The following is a 20,368-nucleotide window of genomic DNA, read 5'->3' as shown; positions in this document are numbered from 1 at the left end:
GTTCAAAAGGGGGGCAGCCTGCAAATGCCCTCATCCTGGGGAGCCATGCGCAACATGGCGTCTCGAAGGACGAGGGGTCCAGGAGGCTGCACGGCTTGAGCCGGCAGGAGTCCCTCGTTCTTCGAGACACATCGCCAAGGGGCGATGTTCTTCAGGATGAGGGCTCTCTACAGGCTCAGCCGGGCTTCAAAGCGCAGGTGCGCTCAGTTGCCCTTCATGGCGGCCTGCCACTGCTTGATGAACTTCAGCCGCTTGATGGTGTCGAGGTTGGCCGAAAGATCCGCGTCGATCTTGATCGGCCGGATGGCGTCGCCGACCTGCTCCTTGACCTTCGCGACCGTCGCCTCGCCCTGCACGTCGTCGCGCAGCGAGTAGAGCTCGGCCTGGTTGGCGATGATGGTCTGGCCGCGCTTCGACAGCATGTAGTCGAGGAACAGCTTGCCGGCGTTCGGGTTCTTGGCCTTGTTGGACAGGAACGCCACGCGCGAGGCGATCAGCGTGTAGTCCTTCGGCAGGACGATGCCGATGTTCGCGTCCTTTTTGGAGCGCGACAGCGCGTAGGAGCCGAACACGCCGTAGCCGATGGTGTGCTCGCCCGAGGTGACGCGCTCGATCATGGCGCCGGCCGACGTGTAGAGCTTCATCTCGGCCTTGCCCATGGCCTTGAACAGGTCCCAGGCCTGCTTGAAGGCGAGGTCGTCCTGCGTGAAGAACAGGTAGCCGACGCCCGAACGCTCGGGGTCATAGGCCGTGACCTTGCCCTTGTAGGCGTCGGTCTTGGTCTGCAGCAGCTTCAGCAGGTCCGCGTGCGTCTTCGGAACGTCGCCTTCCGGCACCAGACGCTTATTGTACACGATCGCGACGGGCTCGTACGTGACCCCGTAGGCCGTGTCCTTGTAGTTGGCCCAGGACGGGATGGCGGCGGCTTCCGGCGTCTTGTAGGCGGCCGCGTAGCCGTCATTCGCGAGCTTGATCTGGAGATCCTGCGCGGAGGACCAGGTCACGTCCGCGGTGCCCTGGCCGGCGGCGGCCTCGGCGATGAAGCGGTTGTAGAGCTCGGTGGAGTTGAGGTCGTTGTACTCGACCTTGAGGCCGTAGAGCGCCTCGAAATCCTTGACCAGGAAGTTGGCGGCGGCGGCGTCGGTGGTGCCGTACACCACGACCTTGCCTTCCTTCTTGGCCGCTTCGATGGTCTGGGCATAGTCGGCCGGGTAGCCGGCCGGGACCTGGGCGGCCGCGAGGCCGGCGGTCATCACGAGCGCGAGGCCCGATGCGAGCGGGAGGGCGAGCTTCATCGCGATATCTCCTTGGGTTTCCGTTTCCGGGATCGCTGTCCCGTTACGGCAAGGATTAGCGCGTGAACCTGTCGTGAACCTGTCAGGCCCTCGCGAGGTCGGCGTGAGCGCTAAATCGGCGCGATGGCCTCGTCCTTGACGTTGTCCAGCGCCACGGCGGTGCGGATGGTGCGGACATTGGCGAGGGCCGTGAGCTCGGCCACCAGCGCCTGGAAGGCGCGCAGGTCCGGAGCGACGCATTTCAGCATGAAGTCGATGTCGCCCGAGAGCGTCCAGCACTCGCGTACAGCCGGCCAGTCGCGGATGCGGGCCTGGAAGCCGGCGAGATCGCCTTCGGCCTGGCTGGAGAGATGCACGAACGCGAAGAACACAATCTCGAAGCCGAGCGTCTTCTCGTCCACAAGCGCGCGATAGCCCTTGATGATCCCGGCCTCCTCCAGCGCCCGCACGCGCCGCAGGCAGGGCGGCGCGGACATGCCGACGCGCCTGGCGAGCTCGACATTGGTCATGCGCCCATCGGCCTGCAGCTCGCGGAGGATTTTGAGGTCGATGTCGTCGAGACGTGTGGGCAAGGGCGGTTTCCGCTGCGGCGCAAAATCGGGCTTCTGTTTAGACGTGAACCGGGCGGTGGGGAAGGGCGGGGCCTTGCCGGGGCGGCTATTCCGTGCCACTCGCCCACCATGCTTCCACCCGCGACCACCTGCTGGATCATCACGGACGGCAAGGCCGGCGACGAGGGCCAGTGCCTGGGCGTCGCCGAGGCGCTCGGCCTGTCGCCCGAGCTGCGGCGCGTCGCGCCGCGCGCGCCCTGGGCGTGGCTGGCGCCCTGGGGGCCCGTCGATCCCCGAGAAGCGCCGGGGCGTGAGGGCGGGCCGCTGGCCGGGCCGTTGCCGGACATCGCCATCGCGAGCGGCAGGCGCGCGGTTCCAGCGCTGGCGGCTGTGAAGCGCGCTTCGGGCGGGCGCACCTTCACGGTGTTCCTGAAGGATCCGCGCACGGGCCGGGGCGCGGCGGATTTCATCTGGGTTCCGGCGCATGACCGGCTGCGCGGGCCCAACGTGCTCGCCACCGTGACGTCGCCGCACAGGATCACGGCCGAGCGGATCGCGGCCGCGCGCGCCAAGCCGGACCCGCGCCTCGCCGACCTGCCGCGGCCGCGCGTGGCGCTGCTGCTCGGCGGCGACAGCCGGGGGCACCGGTTCAGCGGCGAGGACATCGTCCGGCTCACCGCACAGATCGCCGCACTGGCGCAGACCGGGGCGGGGTTGATGGCGACCGCGTCGCGCCGCACGCCGGGGGCGTTGCGCGAGGGGGTGAAGAGCATTGTGCGCAGCAAGGGCGGGTTCTTCTGGGATGGCGAGGGCGACAACCCCTACGTGGCCATGCTGGGGCTCGCCGACGCCGTTGTGGCCACGGCCGATTCCACCAACATGGTCGGAGAGGCCTGCGCTACAGGCCGGCCGGTGCTGGTCTTCGAACCGTCCGAGCGCAGGCCGGGGTCGGCCAGCCGCGTCTCGGGTCAAATTGTTGCGCTAAAAGCGCTTGGAGCTGTGCGTTCCTTTCAAGGGCGGCTTGAAAGCTATGCATACCCGGCATTAGATAGCACTCCGGAAATCGCCTCGGCGATCGCCTCCGCGTTCGCGCGGCATCGGAGCACCCCCGCCTAGATCGATCTGAGCGTCGCTCCCCGCTCGATGAGACGCCACATGTCCGCTCTGCATTCCAAGCTCATCATCCTCGGCTCGGGCCCCGCCGGCTATACGGCCGCGATCTACGCCGCGCGCGCCATGCTGGAGCCGGTGCTGATCTCCGGCCTGCAGGAAGGCGGGCAGCTGATGATCACCACGGACGTGGAGAACTACCCGGGCTTTGCCGATCCCATCCAGGGGCCCTGGCTGATGGAGCAGATGCGCAAGCAGGCCGAGCACGTCGGCACGACGCTGGTGTCGGACTACATCGTCAAGGCCGAGCTCAATAACCGGCCCTTCCGCCTGACAGGCGACGGCGGGCAAGTCTATACCTGCGACGCGCTGATCATCGCGACGGGCGCGCAGGCGCAGTGGCTGGGCCTGCCCTCCGAGGAGGCCTTCAAGGGCTACGGCGTTTCGGCTTGCGCCACCTGCGACGGCTTCTTTTTCCGCAACAAGGACGTGGTGGTGGTGGGCGGCGGCAATACGGCCGTCGAGGAAGCGCTTTATCTCGCCAACATCGCCAAGAGCGTCACGGTGGTGCACCGGCGCGACGGCTTCCGGGCCGAGCGCATCCTGCAGCAGCGGCTGTTCCAGTTGGGCAACGTCAAGGTCGTGTGGGACAGCGTGATCGACGAGATCTGCGGGATCACGACCCCGCCCGGCGTCACGCATGTGCGGCTCAAAAACGTGAAGACCGGCGCTCTGCAGGACGTGCCGACCGACGGCGTTTTCGTGGCGATCGGCCATAAGCCGGCGACGGAGCTCTTTGCCGGGCAGGTCGAGATGCGCCCCACGGGCTACATCCACACGACACCTGGCCGCACAACCACCAACATCGACGGCGTGTTCGCGGCAGGCGACGTCACGGACGAAACCTACCGGCAGGCCGTTACGGCCGCAGGCCTCGGGTGCATGGCGGCGCTCGAGGCGGAAAAGTTCCTCGCCGGTGTCCTCCTGGACAGAGAGGCGGCGGAGTGATGCCCTTTTCGCTGAACAATTCGCTGGACTGGGACAAGGTCCGGATCTTCTACACGGCGGCCGACGCCGGCAGCTTCACGCATGCGGGCGACGCGCTGGGGCTGAGCCAGTCGGCGGTGAGCCGGCAGGTCGGCGCGCTGGAGCGCGACCTTGCGGTGCCGCTGTTTCACCGCCACGCGCGCGGCCTCATCCTCACCGAGCAGGGCGAGCAGCTGTTTCGCACCGCCAAGGAGATGATGCTGAAGCTGGAGGCCACGCGCGCACGCCTCACCGACAGCCGCGAAAAGCCCAACGGCGACCTGCGCGTCACCACCACGCTCGGGCTCGGCGCCAATTGGCTGACGCCCCGGCTCGGCGAGTTCCTGGACCTGTATCCGGAGGTGAAGCTGCAGGTTCTGCTCACCGACGACGAGCTCGACCTCTCGATGCGCGAGGCGGACGTGGCGATCCGGCTGCGCCAGCCCGTGCAGGGCGACCTGATCCAGCGGCGGCTCTTCACCGTTCATTTCCACGCCTATGCGTCGCAGGACTACATCAAGGGCCGGGGGCAGCCCAAGGACGTCACCGACCTCGAGGAGCATCGGATCCTCACCTACGGGGGCGAGACGCCGTCCTACCTGCAGGACGTGCACTGGCTCACAACCGTGGGGCGCGACGCCAAGCATCCCCGTCAGGCGGCGCTGACCGTGAACAACATCACGGCCCTGAAGCGAGCCTGCGAGAAGGGCATCGGCATCGCGGTTCTGCCGGACTACCTGATCGAGCCCGAGTCGGGTCTCGTCCAGGTGCTCACCGGCGACGACATGCCGGCGCTCGACAGCTACCTCGTGTATCCGGAAGAAATGAAGAACGTTGCGCGCGTTCAGGTCTTCCGGGACTTCCTGGTCAGCAAGGCGCAACGCTGGACATATTAAGCGGAGCATCTGCGAGGCTGTCTATCGAGGACAGCCGTGCCCCATGAAGGCTCGCGGTTCGGGGAGCGCTCGGCTAGGATCGGGGCGCGCCTGCCCTAGCGAGTCCCGTATGAGCCTGATCCCCGATCGTTCGTCCCTCACCGTCGCGTTCGCGCATGGCGCATACCAGTTCGCGGACGCGTTCGGGTTGCGCGACACCGGCATCCGCCACTTCCAGGTGTCGACGCCCGAGGCGCTGCTGCCGCGGATGCCCGAGGTCGACGTGCTGGTGGTGTCGTTCCAGTGGCGTGACGCGCTGCTCGAGAACGCGCCCAAGCTGCGGTTCGTGCAGTCGATCAGCGCCGGCGTGGACCAATTCCCAAAGGATCTGCTGCGCAGTCGCGGCATTCGCCTGGCCAGCGCGCAGGGCGGCAACGAGCGCGCCGTGGCCGAACACGCGATGGGGTTGCTTCTTTCGCTCACCCGGCATCTTCACCTGGCGCGAGACCAGCAAGCGAAGCGTCACTGGCGGCCGATGATCGGCGATCGCACCCGCCGCGAGGACGAACTCGAAGGCAAGACCCTCGTGATCGTCGGCATGGGGCGCATCGGCAGCCGACTCGCGCGACTCGCCAAGGCGTTCGACATGCGCGTGATCGGCGTGAAGCGGAACCCATCCACGGGTGCGGAGGCGGCCGACGAGGTCGTGGCCACGGAGGGCCTTCGCGAGGCCGTCGCACACGCGGACTTTGTGGTCCTGACGTGCCCGCTCACGCCCGAAACGCAGGGCCTGATGGGGGCCGACGCAATCGCGGCGATGCGGCCCGGCGCCTACCTGATCAACGTGGCTCGCGGTAAAGTGGTGGATGAGGCGGCGCTCATCGACGTCCTCTCGAAGGGCCGCATTGCCGGCGCTGCGCTGGATTGTTTCCACGACGAGCCGCTGCCGGCCGGATCGCCGCTCTGGGCCATGCCGCACGTGATCGTGACGCCGCATTCCGCCGGCGAGACCCGGCGCTACGAAGCGAACGTGCTCGACATCCTGATGGACAATCTCGGCCGCCTCTGGCGCGGCGAGAGCGAGCTTCGCAACGCGGTGGCTTGACATCCGTCCAGGGCGGGCCTTGTCCCCGGACCATGGCTCTAGGCCACGATCGTGACGCGCTTGGCGGCGCGGGTCAGCCCGGTGTACAGCCAGCGTGAGCGGTGTTCTCGGAAGGCGTAGCTCTCGTCGAAGAGCACGACGTCGTCCCATTGCGAGCCCTGCGACTTGTGCACCGTCATGGCGTAGCCGTAGTCGAACTCGTCCGACTCGCGTCGCATGATGAACGGGATCGCGTCGGCGTCGCCGTCAAAGAACTCGCGCAAGATCTTCACCTTGGCGGCTTTCCGGCGGCCCTCGTCCTCGGGAAGAATTTCAAGGCGGATGAAGCCCTTCAGAGGCTCGCGCAAGGCCTTGACGGTCCACATGCCGCCATTCAGCAGCCCTTTTTTCTTGTCGTTGCGCAGGCAGACGAGCTTCTCGCCCACGGCCGGCATGGGGTCGCGAAAACCCTTCAACTCGCGCATGCGCCGGTTGTAGAGCCGACGAGTCTTGTTGAGGCCGACCAGCACCTGGTCGCAATCCATCACCATGTCGGCGTTGATGTCGCCGCGGCGGATCACGCGGCTGTCCCCGTACTCGCCGGCGGGCAGCCTTTCCACGCCCTCGCGCACCTGCATGGAGAGGCGGATGATCGGGTTGTCCTGGGCCTGGCGATGCACCTCGGTGAGCATCACGTCGGGCTCGTGCTCGGTGAAGAAGCCGCCGCCCTTCACGGGCGGCAACTGGGCCGGATCGCCCAGCACCAGCACGGGCACGCCAAAGGAGAGCAGATCGCGGCCAAGCTCCTCGTCCACCATCGAGCATTCGTCGATGATGATGAGGTCGGCCTTGCTGGCCGTGCTTTCGCGGTTAATCACGAAGGAGGGCGCTTCCTCCTCCTCCATGGCCTTGGGCCGGTAGATCAGGCTGTGGATGGTGCCGGCGTCGGGGCAGCCCTTCTGGCGCAGCACATGCGCGGCCTTACCCGTGTAGGCCCCGAACGCGACTTCGCCGTCCACGCCCTCGGCGAAATGGCGGGCGAGGGTGGTCTTGCCCGCGCCGGCGTAGCCGAACATCCTGAACACCTGCGGGCTGCCGCGCTTCAACCAGGCGTTCACCTGGCGCAGCGCGTCCTCCTGCTGGGGAGACCAATCCATCCAACGAATCCTCGTGTCCAAAACAGGAACACTAGACGATTTTTGGATGAATTGCGCCAGCCCGGGCTATTTCGTCATCGCGATGACGCCGCCGGTGGGGCCGACGCCCTGCGGCACCGGCACGGACGAGCCTGCATAGTTGCTGTTCAGCACGAGGTTAGGGCCGTCCTTGAGTTGCACGCGACGTGTGACCACGACCGTGAATGCCGATTTGTCCGCCAGTGCGCCGGGGCCTTTCGTGTCGAGGTCGATCTTCAGAATTCCGTTCTTCAGGTACACGGTGCCGAGTAATTGGCTTACGGACTTGCTTGTGATCTCATAGGTGAGCGGCGCTTGTCCGGCATCGGCGCGGCCCGGATCTTCGAAGAACAGAAATCCGGCAAGTTCACCGGTGCGCGGCGCGACGAGCGAGACCTGGGCCTCGTCGTCGAAATCGAACCGGGATTTCTGGCCCGTGAAGTAGAATGCGGCCCCCGCTCCAGAATCCAGCATCTTCAGCGTGGCTTTGTCCTTGACGACGAGATCGCCGCCCATGACGTAGATTCCACCCGGCGCACCCGACGTTCCGCTCAGAATGACGGTGGCGTTGTCCTTCACGACGATGCCACCGCAATACAATCCCGGCGGGAGCACCACGGTCATCGACCCCAGGATCACCAGCGGCGGAAGCGTGAGCGGGCAGGTCGCGAACAGCGCCTTGCGGTAGCTCAGCGGATCCGGCTTCAGGGCCGGGCACGCGATGGGAGCCGGGGTGGAGTTCACCTTCCCGCCCGGGGTCGTGACGCTGCAGATGCGGCTCGCCATGAGACTCGAACTGGCGTCGACGGCGAGGCCGGACGGGGAAGATGAGTTCGAGTAGACCGCGCAACCGTTTCCGGTCACGCGGGACGACTTCTCGAGACGCAGCGTATCTTTGGAGGCTTCGTCGAGCGCCACCATGCAGAGCGGCGAAGCGCCCATCATGCGCGCCGTGGACGCAACTTCGATCTGCGTCATGGTCTGCGAGAGAATACCGGCCATGTAGGTGCTGACCGCCTCCTTGACCCGCACCTCCACGGTTGCGTTTGAGCTGTCGTAGGTCGTCGTCACGAGCACGCTGTCGCCGTTGCCGGAGAGCGTCGCGCTGGTGGTCTGCGGCCCGGAATCGCCTGCTTTCGTTGGCGTCGAATAGGCCGTGGTCGGCTGGATCGGAGGCGCGTCCATCGACAGCTTGCTGGCCACATAAGCGATCGCAACGCCAGCCACGCGGCGGGAGTCGGCGCTGGCGATGCGCAACTCGGTGGCGCTCGCGATGGCGGCGCTATCGGCGGCCGCCTGCAGGATGCTGCGCTGCTGGTAGATCTTGCTCATGTCGACGGCGAACATGCCGGCGCTGGCCAAGGCTGGAAGCGCGACGGCGAAGGCGATGCCGACGCCCGCATTCGGATCGCCCGCAAACCGGCGGACTTTCGTCTCTAACCAACTCCACACGGTCACGCCGCAGCCACTCCGGAGGACGAATGGGACGCGAGCGCGGCGGCCTTGGCGGCGCGGTCGGCGCGCAGGACGAACCGGAGCTGGTAGGTGAGGAGCCGCCAGTTGATGGGCTTGGTGACGTAGGAGGTCGCCCCCACCTCATAGGCGCGGTCGATCGCGAAAAGGTCGTCGCGGCCCGTGGCGACGACGACCGGCAAGGCCGCGAGCCGTTCGTCGGCGCGGATGCGCATGATCAGGCCGAGGCCGTCCAGGCGAGGCATATCCAGATCGAGCATGGCGAGGTCGAAATCGCCCTGCTCGAGCATGTCCCAGGCCTGCTGCCCATCTTCCGCGGTTTCGACAATCACCTGCGGAGACGACATGTGCAGGACAGCGAACTCCCGCATGATCGGATCATCATCCGCCACCAGGATCTTCGCCCCGTCATCAACGATGAAACCCATCCCGAGGGGATTTCTCTGCCCCAGAAGCATTGTTTTCGCCTTTTGCTCTCAACGGCAGAGTAGTGCCAAACTATGAAGCTTTTCTTTCCCAGATTAGCCGTAGCCAGGTAATGAAACCGTACAGAGCGCAACTCGCCGACGTATCCAAAGTTGATTTTTGTCTAGAAATACATGTCGTTAACCCGATCTCAACAGCGGCGAATCCAGAGTTGTAGGAATGGAAAACGCATCCAATCCTCGGCTCCGGCCAGCCGGAAACTTCCGGTCGATCCGCACCAAGATCAGCCTGCTGGTTGCTTTGGCCATCGGGGCTGCGGTGCTGGCTAGCACTGTTCTGGCGCTGGCGCATACCACCCACATGGTGGTGAGCAGCGAGCGGAGCATCCTGGTGAGCACCGCGCGGGTCTTTGCGGCTGCGGTCACCAAGGGCGTCGTCGAAAAGGACGAGGCGGCGATCTACAATGCGCTGATCGGGATGCGGGCCTTCGAGGGAACGGCCGCCGACCGGATCGACTATGTGGGCGTGGAGGACCTGAACGGCCGGGCGCTGGCGGATCTCGGGGCCGCGCCCCGGTTGCTTTCGGACGCGTCGGTGGGCCGGGGCGAGGCGCCCTCGTTCTGGACCGTGGTGACGAGCCACACTTTGGAAGCCGTGGAGCCCGTTGGCTTACCCGGCCATGAGCCTATTGGCCGCATCGTGATCATCAAGCAGATCACCGGGCTGATGGACGCGCTCAGGCAGACCCTGCTGGTCAGCGTGGCGGCCGGGGTCGCCGCCATGGCGCTCGGGTTGCTGGCCGCAGCCCGCCTGGAACGGGCGATCACGCGCCCGGTCGTCGACCTCGCGGCCACGATGGCGCGGGTGCGGGTCGGCAACGACTTTCACGTGGAAGCCGACGTCAGCAGCAACGACGAGGTCGGCGAGCTCGTCACCAGCTTCAACACCATGATCGCGGGCATCCGCGAGCGGGACGACAAGCTCGCGGAGCACCGTGAGAACCTGGAGCATCAGGTTGCGGACAGGACGCGGGACCTGCACCTCGCCAAGCTCGCGGCCGAGAACGCCAACGCGGCGAAGTCCGACTTCCTGGCCACCATGAGCCACGAAATCCGGACGCCGATGAACGGCATGCTGGTGATGGCCGAGCTGCTGACCGCCGGCGAGCTGCCCACCCGGCAGCGCCGCTACGCCGAGGTGATCGCCCGCTCAGGGCAGAGCCTGCTCGCCATCATCAACGACATCCTCGACTTCTCGAAGGTCGAAGCCGGAAAGATGGACATCGAGCACATCCCGGTGGACCCGACCGAGACAGCCGACACGGTGCTGAGCCTGTTCTGGGAGAGGGCGCAAAAGAAGGGGCTGGACCTCGCCGCCCACGTGGCCCCTGACGTGCCGCGCCACATCATGTCCGACCCGGTCCGGCTTAACCAGGTGATCGGCAACCTGGTCAACAACGCGCTCAAGTTCACCGAAAAGGGCCACGTGCTGGTGTCGATCGGGCGCGATCCGCACGATCCCTCGCGCCTGCGCTTCGCCGTGACTGATACGGGCATCGGCATTCCCGAGCACAAGGTCGACAAGCTGTTCTCGGCCTTCGCGCAGGTCGACCAGACCACCACGCGCAAGTTCGGCGGGACGGGGCTTGGCCTCGCGATCTGCAAGCGGCTCGTGGAAGCGATGGGCGGCTCGTTCCGGGTGACCAGCGAGATCGACCGTGGCTCGACCTTCGCGTTCTCGATCCCGATCCCGGGCGCGGACGAGGCCCGGCCCGTTGCGCGCGTGCAGCCTATCGCGAGCCGGCTTCCGACCGCGATCGTGGCGGTGCGTGGAGACGCCACCGCGCGCGTCGCGGCCGATCACTTCGCCGCCTGCGGCTACGGCGTCGAGCGCCGCGATCCCGACGACATCGCGCGCACCGGTTTGCCTGCCTGTGATCTCCTGTTCATGGAAGGCTCGGTGCTGGCGCAGTCCAGCGGCGCTCGGCCGGCGCGCGTGATCGCGCTCACCACCATGGGCGACGGCTCCGAGCGTCAACTGGCGGCGGGCTCGCGCGCTGACGCCGTGCTGGTGCGCCCGCTCGCGCAGGCGGAGCTCGACGGCCTTGGCGCGCGGCTGGCGGCCGGGCTCGACCTCGCGGGTTTCCACGGCGAAAGGCGTGCGCGCCAGGATTCGCTGCCGCGCTTCACGGGCCGGCGCGTGCTGGTGGCGGACGACAGCGCGGTGAATCGCGAAGTCGCCGTGGAGGCCTTGTCGCGGCTTGGCGCAAGCGCGGATGTGGCGGCGGACGGCCGCGAGGCCGTGGAGGCGGCGCGCCGCGGCGGCTACGACCTGATTTTGATGGACGGCAGCATGCCGGAGCTGGACGGCTTCGAGGCGGCGCGGTTCATTCGCGACGAGGAAGCGCGCCGCGGGGCTCCGCGCCTGCCCATCGTGGCGCTGACCGCGCATGTGGTCGGGTCGGCCGCGGACCTGTGGAAGACCGCCGGGATGGACGGCATCCTGCACAAGCCGTTCACGATCGCCTCGATGGCGGATTGTCTCGCGCCTTACCTGAGCGTGGGCAACGAACCGGTAGACGCACCGAAGGAGCCAACATTCGTGGAAGCGTCAACCGAGACGGCGCCGGAGCCGGACGGTCTGCTCGACATGGACACGTTCGGCCAGCTGGAGATGATGGCGGAGGCGGATGGAGGCGTGTTCCTCGCACGCGTCGTCGGGCTCTATCTCGAGCATGCGCCCAAGACGCTGGTCCAACTCGAGGAGGCGCTGGCGGGCGATCCCGAGGACCAAGCCAAGGCCGCCCATGCGCTGAAGTCGATGAGCTACAACATCGGGGCGATTCAGGTCGCAAAGGCCGCCGGCGCCTGCGAGGCGCAGGTCCGCGAACACGGTAAGGCGCTCGTGCAAGCGGACGCCGACCGCCTGCGCGCGCTGGTCGACGCCACCGCGATCGCGCTGCGGGGCAAGCTGCCCCCGCAAGCCACCGCCGCCGCCTAGGGCCCGCCAAGCAGGCGCAACGGGCGCCTGCCTGCCCAAAAGGGCATATCCGCCTTGTACCCTACGTACTCCTTCGCACCCGCACCGCGCGGGCCGTAAATTCAATCACTTAGCGAAGTTTCTGGCGTCGCTCGGCCGGCCGGCGGCACGCCCGGCCCCCGCCCCATTGATCCAGGTCAACGCTCCCACCCCCCTGCGCCACCATGGTGCGTCGAATTCAGCCGGACCGCGCGGCGCTTGGCCCATGCCAGGAGCTCTGCGCGGCGAGGCCCGACAGGGGATCGCGGTCCCAAGGGGGAGCACATGGCGCAGACGGCGTCGGTCAACAAGCATCTAACGATCGGAGAAGGCGGCTCGGCGATCGCCTTCGCGGCCCTCGCGGCGTTGTCGATCCTGATCGCCGCCAAGGCGTGGACCCCGGCTTACGCGTTTCACGCCTACCTGTTCGCGGCCGCCAGCGTCGCGTCGGTCTTCGCGATCTTCAATCGGTATTACAACCGTCCGGCCGAGGCCCCGCCTCAGGAGATCGACGGCAAGCCGAACTACAACTACGGTCCGATCCAGTTCGCCACCATCGCGTCGGTGTTCTGGGGCATCGCGGGCTTCACGGTCGGCCTGTACGCCGCGCTCGAACTTGCCTTCCCGGCGCTGAACTTCGATTTCGGCCTGATCAATTTCGGCCGGCTGCGGCCGCTGCACACCTCCGCGGTGATCTTCGCGTTCGGCGGCAACGTGCTTCTGGCGACCTCCTTCTACGTGGTCCAGCGCACCTGCCACGCGCGCCTCGCCGGCGACATCGCGCCCTGGTTCGTAATCCTCGGCTACAACTTCTTTATCGTCATCGCCGGCACGGGCTACCTGCTCGGCATCACGCAGGGTAAGGAATACGCCGAGCCCGAGTGGTACGCCGACCTGTGGCTGACCGTCGTGTGGGTTGCGTATCTGCTGGTGTTCCTCACCACGCTGTGGAAGCGCAAGGAACCCCACATCTACGTGGCGAACTGGTTCTATCTCGCCTTCATCGTCACCATCGCGCTGCTGCACCTTGGCAACAACGCCGCCGTGCCGGTGTCGATCTACTCGCCGAAGTCCTACATCGCCTGGTCGGGCGTTCAGGACGCCATGGTGCAGTGGTGGTACGGCCATAACGCAGTCGGGTTCTTCCTGACCGCCGGCTTCCTGGCCATCATGTACTACTTCATCCCGAAAAGGGCCGAGCGCCCGGTGTATTCGTACCGGCTCTCCATCGTCCACTTCTGGGCGCTGATCTTCATCTACATCTGGGCCGGCCCGCATCACCTGCACTACACGGCGCTGCCGGACTGGGCGCAGACGCTCGGCATGACCTTCTCGGTGATCCTGTGGATGCCCTCCTGGGGCGGCATGATCAACGGACTCATGACGCTGCAGGGCGCCTGGGACAAGCTGCGCACCGACCCGGTGCTGCGCATGATGGTGGTCTCGGTCGCCTTCTACGGCATGTCGACCTTCGAGGGTCCGCTCATGTCCATCAAGGCGGTGAACTCGCTCAGCCACTACACGGACTGGACCATCGGCCACGTGCATTCGGGCGCGCTGGGTTGGGTCGGCTACGTCTCCTTCGGGGCGATCTACTGCCTGGTGCCATGGGTGTTCAACCGGTCGCGGCTGTATTCGCTGAAGCTCGTCAACTGGCACTTCTGGGTCTCGACGATCGGCATCGTCCTGTACATCTCGGCGATGTGGGTCTCGGGCATCCTGCAGGGCCTGATGTGGCGCGCCTACACCAGCCTGGGCTTCCTCGAATACTCGTTCATCGAGACCGTCGAGGCGATGCACCCATTCTACGTCATTCGCGCTCTGGGCGGCGGCCTGTTCCTCGCCGGCGCGCTCATCATGGCCTTCAACATCTGGAAGACGATCACGTCGCCTGAGACCGAAACGGTCGCGGCCGTCCGTCCCCAGCTGGTTCCGGCCGAGTAAGGGGACCAACGATGTCGGTCTGGGCCAAGCACCAAATCTTCGAGAAGAACTCCATCGTTCTTCTTCTGGGCATTCTCGTCGTGGTCGCCATCGGCGGCCTCGTGGAAGTCGCCCCTCTCTACTACCTGAAGAGCACCATCGAGACCGTGCAGGGCATGCGGCCCTACACGCCTCTCGAGCTCGCGGGTCGCAACATCTACGTCCGCGAGGGCTGCTACAACTGCCACTCGCAGATGATCCGTCCGCTGCGCGACGAGGTGGAGCGCTACGGCCACTACTCGCTGGCGGCCGAGAGCATGTACGACCACCCCTTCCAGTGGGGCTCCAAGCGCACTGGTCCGGACCTCGCCCGCGTGGGCGGCAAGTATTCGGACGAGTGGCAGCGCGCGCATCTGATCAACCCGCGCTCCGTCGCGCCGGTCTCGATCATGCCGGGCTACCCCTTCCTGGCGACGACGCCGCTCGACTACGAGCACATCGCGGACGAGCTCCAGGCGCAGGCGGTGGTGGGTGTGCCCTACACGGCCGACATGATCGCCAAGGCCAAGTCCGACATCGTCACGCAGGCGACCACGGACGACCCGGGCGCGGCCGACCTGGCCAAGCGCTACCCCAAGGCGCTCGCCCGCGACTTCGACGGCAACCCCGGCGAGGTGACCGAAATGGACGCGCTCGTCGCGTACCTGCAGGTGCTGGGCACGATGGTCGACTTCAAGACCTACGACGACAAGGCGAACGTGCGCTGAGGAGGCGGCCGTGAACTACGAAACACTCGCATCCATCGCGCAGACCTGGGGGACGGTCTTTTTCGTCCTGATGTTCGCGCTGGCGCTCATCTACGCGCTCAATCCGAAGAACCGCACCCAGTTCGATGCGGCCGCAAAGATGCCGCTCGAAAAGGACTGACGTCATGACTCCCGATCACAACAAGCTGGACGCCGTCACTGGCGTCGCCACCACCGGCCACGACTGGGACGGCATCCAGGAACTGAACACGCCGCTGCCGCGCTGGTGGCTGTGGAGCTTCTACGCCTGCATCGTCTGGGCGTTCGGCTACTGGATCGCCTACCCGGCTTGGCCGCTGGCCACGAGCTACACCAAGGGTGTTCTGGGCTACCAGACCCGCACAGCGATCGAGCAGGACATGGCGGCCCTTCAGGTCCTGCGCGGCGACAATGTGGCCAAGATCGCCGCCAAGCCACTCGCCGAGATCGAGAAAGACCCGGCGCTGCTCACCGTGGCCCGCGCGATCGGCAAGGCGTCGTTCGGCAACAACTGCGCTCCCTGCCACGGCCAGGGCGCACAGGGGGCGAAGAACTACCCCAACCTCAACGACGACCAGTGGATCTGGGGCGGCTCCCTCGACGCCATCAAGCAGACCATCACGCACGGCATCCGCAACGAGGACGCCGAATCCCGCGTCGGGCCCATGCCTGCTTTCGTCAAAGACGGCATCCTGAAGAAGGACGATGTCCCGCACCTGGCCGCCTTCGTGCGCACGCTGGCGGGCAATAAGCCCGAGCGCGGCGACGCCGCAAAGGGCAAGGCGCTGTTCGCCGAGAACTGCGCGGCCTGCCATGGCGAAGCCGGCAAGGGCAATCCGGAGATGGGCGCGCCCAACCTGACCGCCAACATCTGGCTGTATGGCGGGGACCAGGCGACCATCGAGGACACGATCACCAATGGCCGCGGCGGCGTGATGCCGGCCTGGAACGGCCGTCTCGACGAGCCGACCATCAAGGCGCTCACCGTGTACGTGCACTCGCTCGGCGGCGGACAATAGGGCGGCCGCCATCAGCCTTGCCCGGCGGCTCCAGCCGCTGAATTGACCCGACGCCTTGCGGCGCCGGGCCGGACATCCCCCGAATTTCACCAAGGCGTCCCGCCATGAGCACCGCCGAATCCGGCGCCCGTCCGCCCCTCAGCCCCGTCGTGGGCGGGTTGGACGAGGACATTCCCCTCTACGAGGCCCGCAAGGAGATCTATCCGGCGGCCGTCCAGGGTCGTTTCAGGACCATCAAGTGGGCGATCCTCCTCGTCACGCTGGGCATCTATTATTTTCTGCCGTTCGTTCGCTGGGATCGTGGTCCGAATGCGCCCGATCAGGCCGTGCTGATCGACCTCGCCAACGGGCGGTTCTATTTCTTCCCGATCGAGATCTGGCCGCAGGAACTCTACTACATTACCGGCCTGATGGTGATCGCCGCGCTGGGGCTGTTCCTGATGAACGCCGTCGCGGGCCGCATGTGGTGCGGCTACCTTTGCCCGCAGACGGTCTGGACGGACCTGTTCTATGCGGTTGAACGCCTGATCGAGGGCGATCGCCGCGAGCAGATGAAGAAGGCGCAGGGACCCTGGGACCTGGAGCGGATCGCTCAGAAGATTCTGAAGCATTCCCTGTGGCTTCTGATCGCGTGGTGGACCGGCGGCGCCTGGGTGCTCTATTTCGCTGACGCGCCCACGCTGGTGCTCGATTTGGTGACCTTCCAGGCGCCTGTCGTCGCCTATGTGTGGATCGGCATCCTGACCTTCACGACCTATGTGCTCGCCGGCTTCATGCGCGAGCAGGTCTGCCTGTACATGTGCCCGTGGCCGCGCATTCAGGCGGCGCTCACGGACGAGTACGCGCTGAACGTCACCTACCGGTACGACCGCGGCGAGCAGCGCATGTCGGTGAAGAAGGCCGAGGCCGCGAGGGCGCGGGGCGAACCCGCGGGCGACTGCGTCGATTGCCACCAGTGCGTGAACGTCTGCCCCACAGGAGTGGACATCCGCGACGGGCTCCAGCTCGGCTGCATCCAGTGCGGCTTGTGCATCGACGCCTGTGACAACGTGATGGCCAAGATCGGACGCCCGACAGGACTGATCGGCTACGACACGGATGTGAACGTGCAGCGGCGCATCGCCCGCGAGGAGCCGACCTACAAGCTCGTGCGCGCCCGGACGGTGCTCTACTCGGTCCTGATCGTCGGCATCGGGGCGTTGATGACGTTCACGCTCGCGACCCGCACGTCACTAGGCCTCAGCGCGCTGCATGATCGCAACCCCGTGTTCGTAACGCTTGCGGATGGCTCCATTCGCAACGGCTTCACGATGCGGCTCACCAACAAGAGCCTCGAGGCGCGGCCTTTCCGGCTCGAGTTGATCGGGTTGGCCGGGGCGCACCTGGACGTCGTCGGCATGCCGTCCACGGCCGAGCAATCGGCGCTGCTGGAGGTGCTTCCCGACCAGACCCGGGAACTCCGCGTGCTCGTCACCGCGCCGAAGGGGGACGCGGCGGCGTCCCGGACCATCCGTTTCCGGCTCACCGACGTGGTGACGGGCGCAACCGCCTACACGGACGATTTCTTTAAAGGCCCCGGGAGCGCCCCATGAGCGACGCCAGCATGATCGACAACGGTTTCCGCCTTACGGGCCGCCACGTGCTCATGATGCTGATCGGCTTCTTCGCCGTGGTCTTCGCCGTGAACGCCTACATGATGCGGGTCGCCATCATGACGTTCAGCGGGGTGGAGAGCGCGACGCCTTACAAGAACGGCCTGGCCTACAACACCGAAATCGCGGGCGGCAAAAGGCAGGCCGCGCTTGGCTGGACCGTGAACGCCCATGTGACGCGTGGCGCGGATGGCAGGGCGGTCGTTTCGGTTGACGCGCGCGACGCGGGCGGGATGGGCGTTTCGGACGTGACGGTTCACGCCGTGCTGGAGCGTCCGGCCGAAAAGCGCGCCGATCGCGGCGCTGAGATGCGCGAGCTGGGCGGCGGGCGCTTCGCCGCAGAGCTCGAGGATGTCGCCGCCGGCCAATGGGACCTCGTGATCGAGATGACGCGCGCGGACGAGCGCGTGTTCAAGTCCCGCAGCCGGATCGTGCTGCGCTAGCTCGGCCTCCCGAGGAGAACAACGTGTCCCCCGCGTTCGACTACTCCGCCCTTGTTGAAACCCGCCCCGACGGCGTGCGTCACCTCGACCTCGTGATCGAGGGGATCACCTGCGCGGCCTGCATCGGCGACATCGAGCGGGGCTTGGCCTGCCTGCCCGAACTCGAGAAGGCGCGGCTGAACTACACGAATCGCCGCCTCGCGGCCGAGTGGCGCGTCGCCGATTTCGATCCAATGCGGGTGATCTCCCGCCTGGCGGAGCTCGGCTACAAGGCGCACCCGTTCGAGCCCTCGCGCGAGGAGGAGATCGAGGCGGCCGAGATGCGCTTCCTGCTGCGCTGCCTCGCGGTGGCGGGCTTCGCGGCCATGAACATCATGCTGCTGTCCGTCTCGGTGTGGTCCGGCAACGCCAGCGACATCACGGAAGAGACGCGGGATTTCTTTCACTGGATCTCGGCCCTGATCGCGCTGCCGACCGCCGCCTATGCGGGGCAGCCGTTCTTCCGCAACGCGTTTCGGGCCATCCGGGCCCGCAGCATGACGATGGACGTGCCGATCTCGCTGGGGGTCACGCTCGCGCTTGGCATGTCGCTCTACGAGACAATCCATCACGCTCACCACGCCTATTTCGATTCCGCCGTAATGCTGCTGTTCTTTCTGCTGCTCGGCCGCGTGCTGGACCAGGTGATGCGGCGCAAGACGCGCGCCGTCGCCGGCAATCTGCTGGCCTTGCGGGGCGAGACTGCCGTCGTGCTGGGCGATGGCGGGGCTGCGCGCGAGGTTCCTCTCAAGGCCGTACGGCCTGGCGATCGCGTCCTCGTGCTGCCGGGCGACCGCGTGTCTGTGGACGGGATCGTGCTGGACGGCTCTTCCAGCGTTGACGCCAGCCTGGTGACGGGCGAGACCGCGCACGCGCCCGTTGGGCCAGGCGCGCTGGTTTATGCCGGCGCGGTGAACCTCGATGGCGCGCTGACCGTCCAAGTGACGGCCGCGGCCGAGGGCACGCTGCTGGACGAGGTCAACCGGCTGGTGGAGACGGCCGCCAACGCGCGGTCGCGCTATTTGCGGCTCGCCGACCGGGCGGCGCGGATCTATTCGCCGATCGTGCACGTCACCGCGCTCGCAACCGCGATCGGCTGGATGCTGCTGGGCGCGGGCCTGCACGACGCCCTGATCACCGCCATCGCGGTGCTGATCATCACCTGCCCGTGCGCGCTGGCGCTGGCGGTCCCGGCGACCCAGGTGGTCGCGTCCGGGTCGCTGTTCCGCGCCGGCGTGCTGCTTCAGACCGGCGACGCCATCGAGCGCATGGCGGCTTGCGACACCATCGTGTTCGACAAGACCGGCACGCTCACCACGCCGGAGCCGCGCGTCGTCAACGCCGGCGAGATCGCGCCCGACCTGCTGGAAGCGGCCTGCAGGCTCGCCCTGTCGAGCCGGCACCCGCTTGCGGCCGCGCTGGCCGGCCAGGCGCTTGGCCGCTCGCCGTTCCCGGGCGCGCGCGAAGAGGCCGGGCATGGCGTCGTCGCGCAGCTCGGGCCGGAGCCTGGCGCCATCGAGGCCAGGCTGGGCAGCCCGACCTTTTGCGGCGCGGAGGCGCAAGCCACGGCCGCTCTGGCGGGCGCCCCGGACGCGACCGTGATCGCCGTGCGGGTAGGCGAGCGGCGGGCCGTGATGCTGATGCATCAGGTGCTGCGCCCGGACGCCGCGGCGGTCGTCGCCGATCTCAGGCGCCGCGGCTTCCGGATCGCGATTTTGTCGGGCGATCGTGAGCAGCCGGTGGCGGACGCCGCCCAGGCGCTCGGCGTGGATGAATGGCGCTCAGGTCTGAAGCCGGGCGGCAAGATCGACGCTCTGGCCGCCATGGCGGCGCAAGGGCGGCGGGTCCTGATGGTGGGCGACGGCCTGAACGACGCGCCGGCGCTCGCGGCCGCGCACGCGTCCATTTCGCCCGTCACCGCCGCTCACCTCGCGCAGTCGTCCGCGGACGCGCTGTTTCTGGGCGAGCGCCTCAGGCCGGTCGCGGACGCGGTCGTGCTCGCCCGTACGGCGCATGCGGTGATGCGCCAGAACCTCGGCATTGCGGTCGTCTACAACCTGATCGCGGTGCCGCTGGCCATCATGGGGCATGTCACGCCGCTGATCGCGGCGGCGGCCATGTCCGGCTCGTCCATCATCGTCACGCTGAATGCGCTCAGGGCGCGACTGCCGGGCAGGGAACCCGAGCAGGGCTCGCCGGTTTCCGCCACGCCGACGCGGCCCTTCGTTTCGACACAGCGTCCGGCCAGAGCCGCGCCATGAACGTCCTGGTCTATCTGCTCCCCATCGCGCTTAGCCTCGGCCTGCTTGGCCTGGGCGCATTCCTGTGGTCGCTCAAGAGCGGTCAGTACGATGACCTGGACGGCGCCGCCGTGCGCATCCTCGACGACGACGACGTGCGCCGGAACTAGGTCTAGCGCCCTTTGTTAAGGGCACCCGACGCACACTGGGCGCAGTTGTTCCCGGGTGCGGCAT

General features: G+C 67.0%; 18 protein-coding genes. 13 read left to right on the top strand and 5 right to left on the bottom strand.

Annotated elements, in window-relative coordinates; all coding sequences use genetic code 11:
* Positions 1-203 precede the first annotated feature (203 nt).
* Positions 204-1,295, bottom strand: a complete 1,092-nt coding sequence (locus tag IEV99_RS19030) for an ABC transporter substrate-binding protein (protein WP_188519285.1) — start codon at positions 1,293-1,295, stop codon at positions 204-206.
* Between the two features lie 110 nt (positions 1,296-1,405).
* Positions 1,406-1,867: an Lrp/AsnC family transcriptional regulator gene (locus tag IEV99_RS19025; RefSeq protein WP_188519284.1), complete on the bottom strand. Its 462-nt coding sequence runs from the start codon at positions 1,865-1,867 to the stop codon at positions 1,406-1,408.
* A 108-nt stretch (positions 1,868-1,975) separates the two neighbouring features.
* Between IEV99_RS19025 and IEV99_RS19020 the strand changes: the two genes are divergently transcribed.
* The 4 genes from IEV99_RS19020 (at position 1,976) to IEV99_RS19005 (ending at position 5,962) form a co-directional block, all read left to right on the top strand.
* Positions 1,976-2,962 carry a mitochondrial fission ELM1 family protein gene (locus tag IEV99_RS19020; RefSeq protein WP_188519283.1) on the top strand — a complete coding sequence of 329 codons (987 nt, stop codon included), beginning with the start codon at positions 1,976-1,978 and terminating at the stop codon, positions 2,960-2,962.
* Positions 2,963-3,001: 39 nt separating this feature from the next.
* A complete protein-coding gene (trxB, locus tag IEV99_RS19015) occupies positions 3,002-3,964 on the top strand; it encodes a thioredoxin-disulfide reductase (protein WP_188519282.1) in 963 nt (320 codons plus the stop codon).
* Positions 3,964-4,878, top strand: a complete 915-nt coding sequence (locus IEV99_RS19010; RefSeq protein WP_188519281.1) for a LysR family transcriptional regulator — start codon at positions 3,964-3,966, stop codon at positions 4,876-4,878. The genes trxB and IEV99_RS19010 overlap by 1 nt, the downstream gene beginning before the upstream one ends.
* Positions 4,879-4,987: 109 nt before the next feature.
* On the top strand, positions 4,988-5,962 hold the full coding sequence (locus IEV99_RS19005; RefSeq protein ID WP_188519280.1) for a D-2-hydroxyacid dehydrogenase: 975 nt from the start codon (positions 4,988-4,990) through the stop codon (positions 5,960-5,962).
* 38 nt (positions 5,963-6,000) lie between these two features.
* Here IEV99_RS19005 and IEV99_RS19000 read toward each other — a convergent pair whose 3' ends face one another.
* The 3 genes from IEV99_RS19000 to IEV99_RS18990 form a co-directional block, all read right to left on the bottom strand.
* Complete coding sequence (locus tag IEV99_RS19000) at positions 6,001-7,098, bottom strand: ATP-dependent DNA helicase (RefSeq protein WP_188519279.1); 1,098 nt, start codon at positions 7,096-7,098, stop codon at positions 6,001-6,003.
* A gap of 66 nt (positions 7,099-7,164) precedes the next feature.
* Positions 7,165-8,574 carry a pilus assembly protein TadG-related protein gene (locus IEV99_RS18995; RefSeq protein WP_188519278.1) on the bottom strand — a complete coding sequence of 470 codons (1,410 nt, stop codon included), beginning with the start codon at positions 8,572-8,574 and terminating at the stop codon, positions 7,165-7,167.
* On the bottom strand, positions 8,571-9,017 hold the full coding sequence (locus IEV99_RS18990; RefSeq protein WP_188519277.1) for a response regulator: 447 nt from the start codon (positions 9,015-9,017) through the stop codon (positions 8,571-8,573). Before IEV99_RS18990 ends, IEV99_RS18995 begins: the two co-directional genes overlap by 4 nt.
* Positions 9,018-9,234: 217 nt before the next feature.
* Here IEV99_RS18990 and IEV99_RS18985 point away from each other — a divergent pair, with 217 nt between their 5' ends.
* From IEV99_RS18985 to ccoS, 9 genes are all read left to right on the top strand, one after another.
* Positions 9,235-12,015, top strand: coding sequence for an ATP-binding protein (locus IEV99_RS18985; RefSeq protein WP_188519276.1), 2,781 nt, complete (start codon positions 9,235-9,237; stop codon positions 12,013-12,015).
* Positions 12,016-12,318: 303 nt separating this feature from the next.
* Positions 12,319-13,977: a cytochrome-c oxidase, cbb3-type subunit I gene (gene ccoN, locus IEV99_RS18980; RefSeq protein WP_188519275.1), complete on the top strand. Its 1,659-nt coding sequence runs from the start codon at positions 12,319-12,321 to the stop codon at positions 13,975-13,977.
* An 11-nt stretch (positions 13,978-13,988) separates the two neighbouring features.
* A complete protein-coding gene (ccoO, locus tag IEV99_RS18975; RefSeq protein ID WP_188519274.1) occupies positions 13,989-14,723 on the top strand; it encodes a cytochrome-c oxidase, cbb3-type subunit II in 735 nt (244 codons plus the stop codon).
* A 10-nt stretch (positions 14,724-14,733) separates the two neighbouring features.
* Positions 14,734-14,883, top strand: a complete 150-nt coding sequence (locus IEV99_RS18970; protein ID WP_188519273.1) for a cbb3-type cytochrome c oxidase subunit 3 — start codon at positions 14,734-14,736, stop codon at positions 14,881-14,883.
* A 4-nt stretch (positions 14,884-14,887) separates the two neighbouring features.
* Positions 14,888-15,760: a cytochrome-c oxidase, cbb3-type subunit III gene (gene ccoP / locus IEV99_RS18965; RefSeq protein WP_188519272.1), complete on the top strand. Its 873-nt coding sequence runs from the start codon at positions 14,888-14,890 to the stop codon at positions 15,758-15,760.
* 104 nt (positions 15,761-15,864) lie between these two features.
* The gene (gene ccoG / locus IEV99_RS18960) at positions 15,865-17,352 is read left to right on the top strand and encodes a cytochrome c oxidase accessory protein CcoG (protein ID WP_188519271.1); all 1,488 of its coding nucleotides are present in this window, start codon (positions 15,865-15,867) and stop codon (positions 17,350-17,352) included.
* Positions 17,349-17,855, top strand: coding sequence for a FixH family protein (locus IEV99_RS18955; protein ID WP_210318675.1), 507 nt, complete (start codon positions 17,349-17,351; stop codon positions 17,853-17,855). Before ccoG ends, IEV99_RS18955 begins: the two co-directional genes overlap by 4 nt.
* 23 nt (positions 17,856-17,878) lie before the next feature.
* Positions 17,879-20,155, top strand: coding sequence for a heavy metal translocating P-type ATPase (locus IEV99_RS18950; protein ID WP_244643933.1), 2,277 nt, complete (start codon positions 17,879-17,881; stop codon positions 20,153-20,155).
* Positions 20,152-20,304: a cbb3-type cytochrome oxidase assembly protein CcoS gene (ccoS, locus tag IEV99_RS18945; RefSeq protein ID WP_188519269.1), complete on the top strand. Its 153-nt coding sequence runs from the start codon at positions 20,152-20,154 to the stop codon at positions 20,302-20,304. The genes IEV99_RS18950 and ccoS overlap by 4 nt, the downstream gene beginning before the upstream one ends.
* Positions 20,305-20,368 lie beyond the last annotated feature (64 nt).

This window comes from Alsobacter metallidurans (assembly GCF_014636935.1).
Classification (GTDB): Bacteria; Pseudomonadota; Alphaproteobacteria; order Rhizobiales; family Beijerinckiaceae; genus Alsobacter; species Alsobacter metallidurans.
The sequence above is the reverse complement of the archived record's forward strand: the minus strand, read 5'-3'. Positions and strand labels throughout refer to the sequence as shown.

Bases quoted from the DNA above. Each gene is read 5' to 3' on its own strand.
- trxB (WP_188519282.1), top strand. From the start codon at position 3,002: ATGTCCGCTCTGCATTCCAAGCTCATCATCCTCGGCTCGGGCCCCGCC.
- IEV99_RS19005 (WP_188519280.1), top strand. From the start codon at position 4,988: ATGAGCCTGATCCCCGATCGTTCGTCCCTCACCGTCGCGTTCGCGCAT.
- IEV99_RS18985 (WP_188519276.1), top strand. From the start codon at position 9,235: ATGGAAAACGCATCCAATCCTCGGCTCCGGCCAGCCGGAAACTTCCGG.
- ccoP (WP_188519272.1), top strand. From the start codon at position 14,888: ATGACTCCCGATCACAACAAGCTGGACGCCGTCACTGGCGTCGCCACC.
- ccoG (WP_188519271.1), top strand. From the start codon at position 15,865: ATGAGCACCGCCGAATCCGGCGCCCGTCCGCCCCTCAGCCCCGTCGTG.
- ccoS (WP_188519269.1), top strand. From the start codon at position 20,152: ATGAACGTCCTGGTCTATCTGCTCCCCATCGCGCTTAGCCTCGGCCTG.
- IEV99_RS18955 (WP_210318675.1), top strand. From the start codon at position 17,349: ATGAGCGACGCCAGCATGATCGACAACGGTTTCCGCCTTACGGGCCGC.
- IEV99_RS19010 (WP_188519281.1), top strand. From the start codon at position 3,964: ATGCCCTTTTCGCTGAACAATTCGCTGGACTGGGACAAGGTCCGGATC.
- ccoN (WP_188519275.1), top strand. From the start codon at position 12,319: ATGGCGCAGACGGCGTCGGTCAACAAGCATCTAACGATCGGAGAAGGC.
- ccoO (WP_188519274.1), top strand. From the start codon at position 13,989: ATGTCGGTCTGGGCCAAGCACCAAATCTTCGAGAAGAACTCCATCGTT.
- IEV99_RS19020 (WP_188519283.1), top strand. From the start codon at position 1,976: ATGCTTCCACCCGCGACCACCTGCTGGATCATCACGGACGGCAAGGCC.
- IEV99_RS19030 (WP_188519285.1), bottom strand. From the start codon at position 1,295: ATGAAGCTCGCCCTCCCGCTCGCATCGGGCCTCGCGCTCGTGATGACC.
- IEV99_RS19000 (WP_188519279.1), bottom strand. From the start codon at position 7,098: ATGGATTGGTCTCCCCAGCAGGAGGACGCGCTGCGCCAGGTGAACGCC.
- IEV99_RS18990 (WP_188519277.1), bottom strand. From the start codon at position 9,017: ATGGGTTTCATCGTTGATGACGGGGCGAAGATCCTGGTGGCGGATGAT.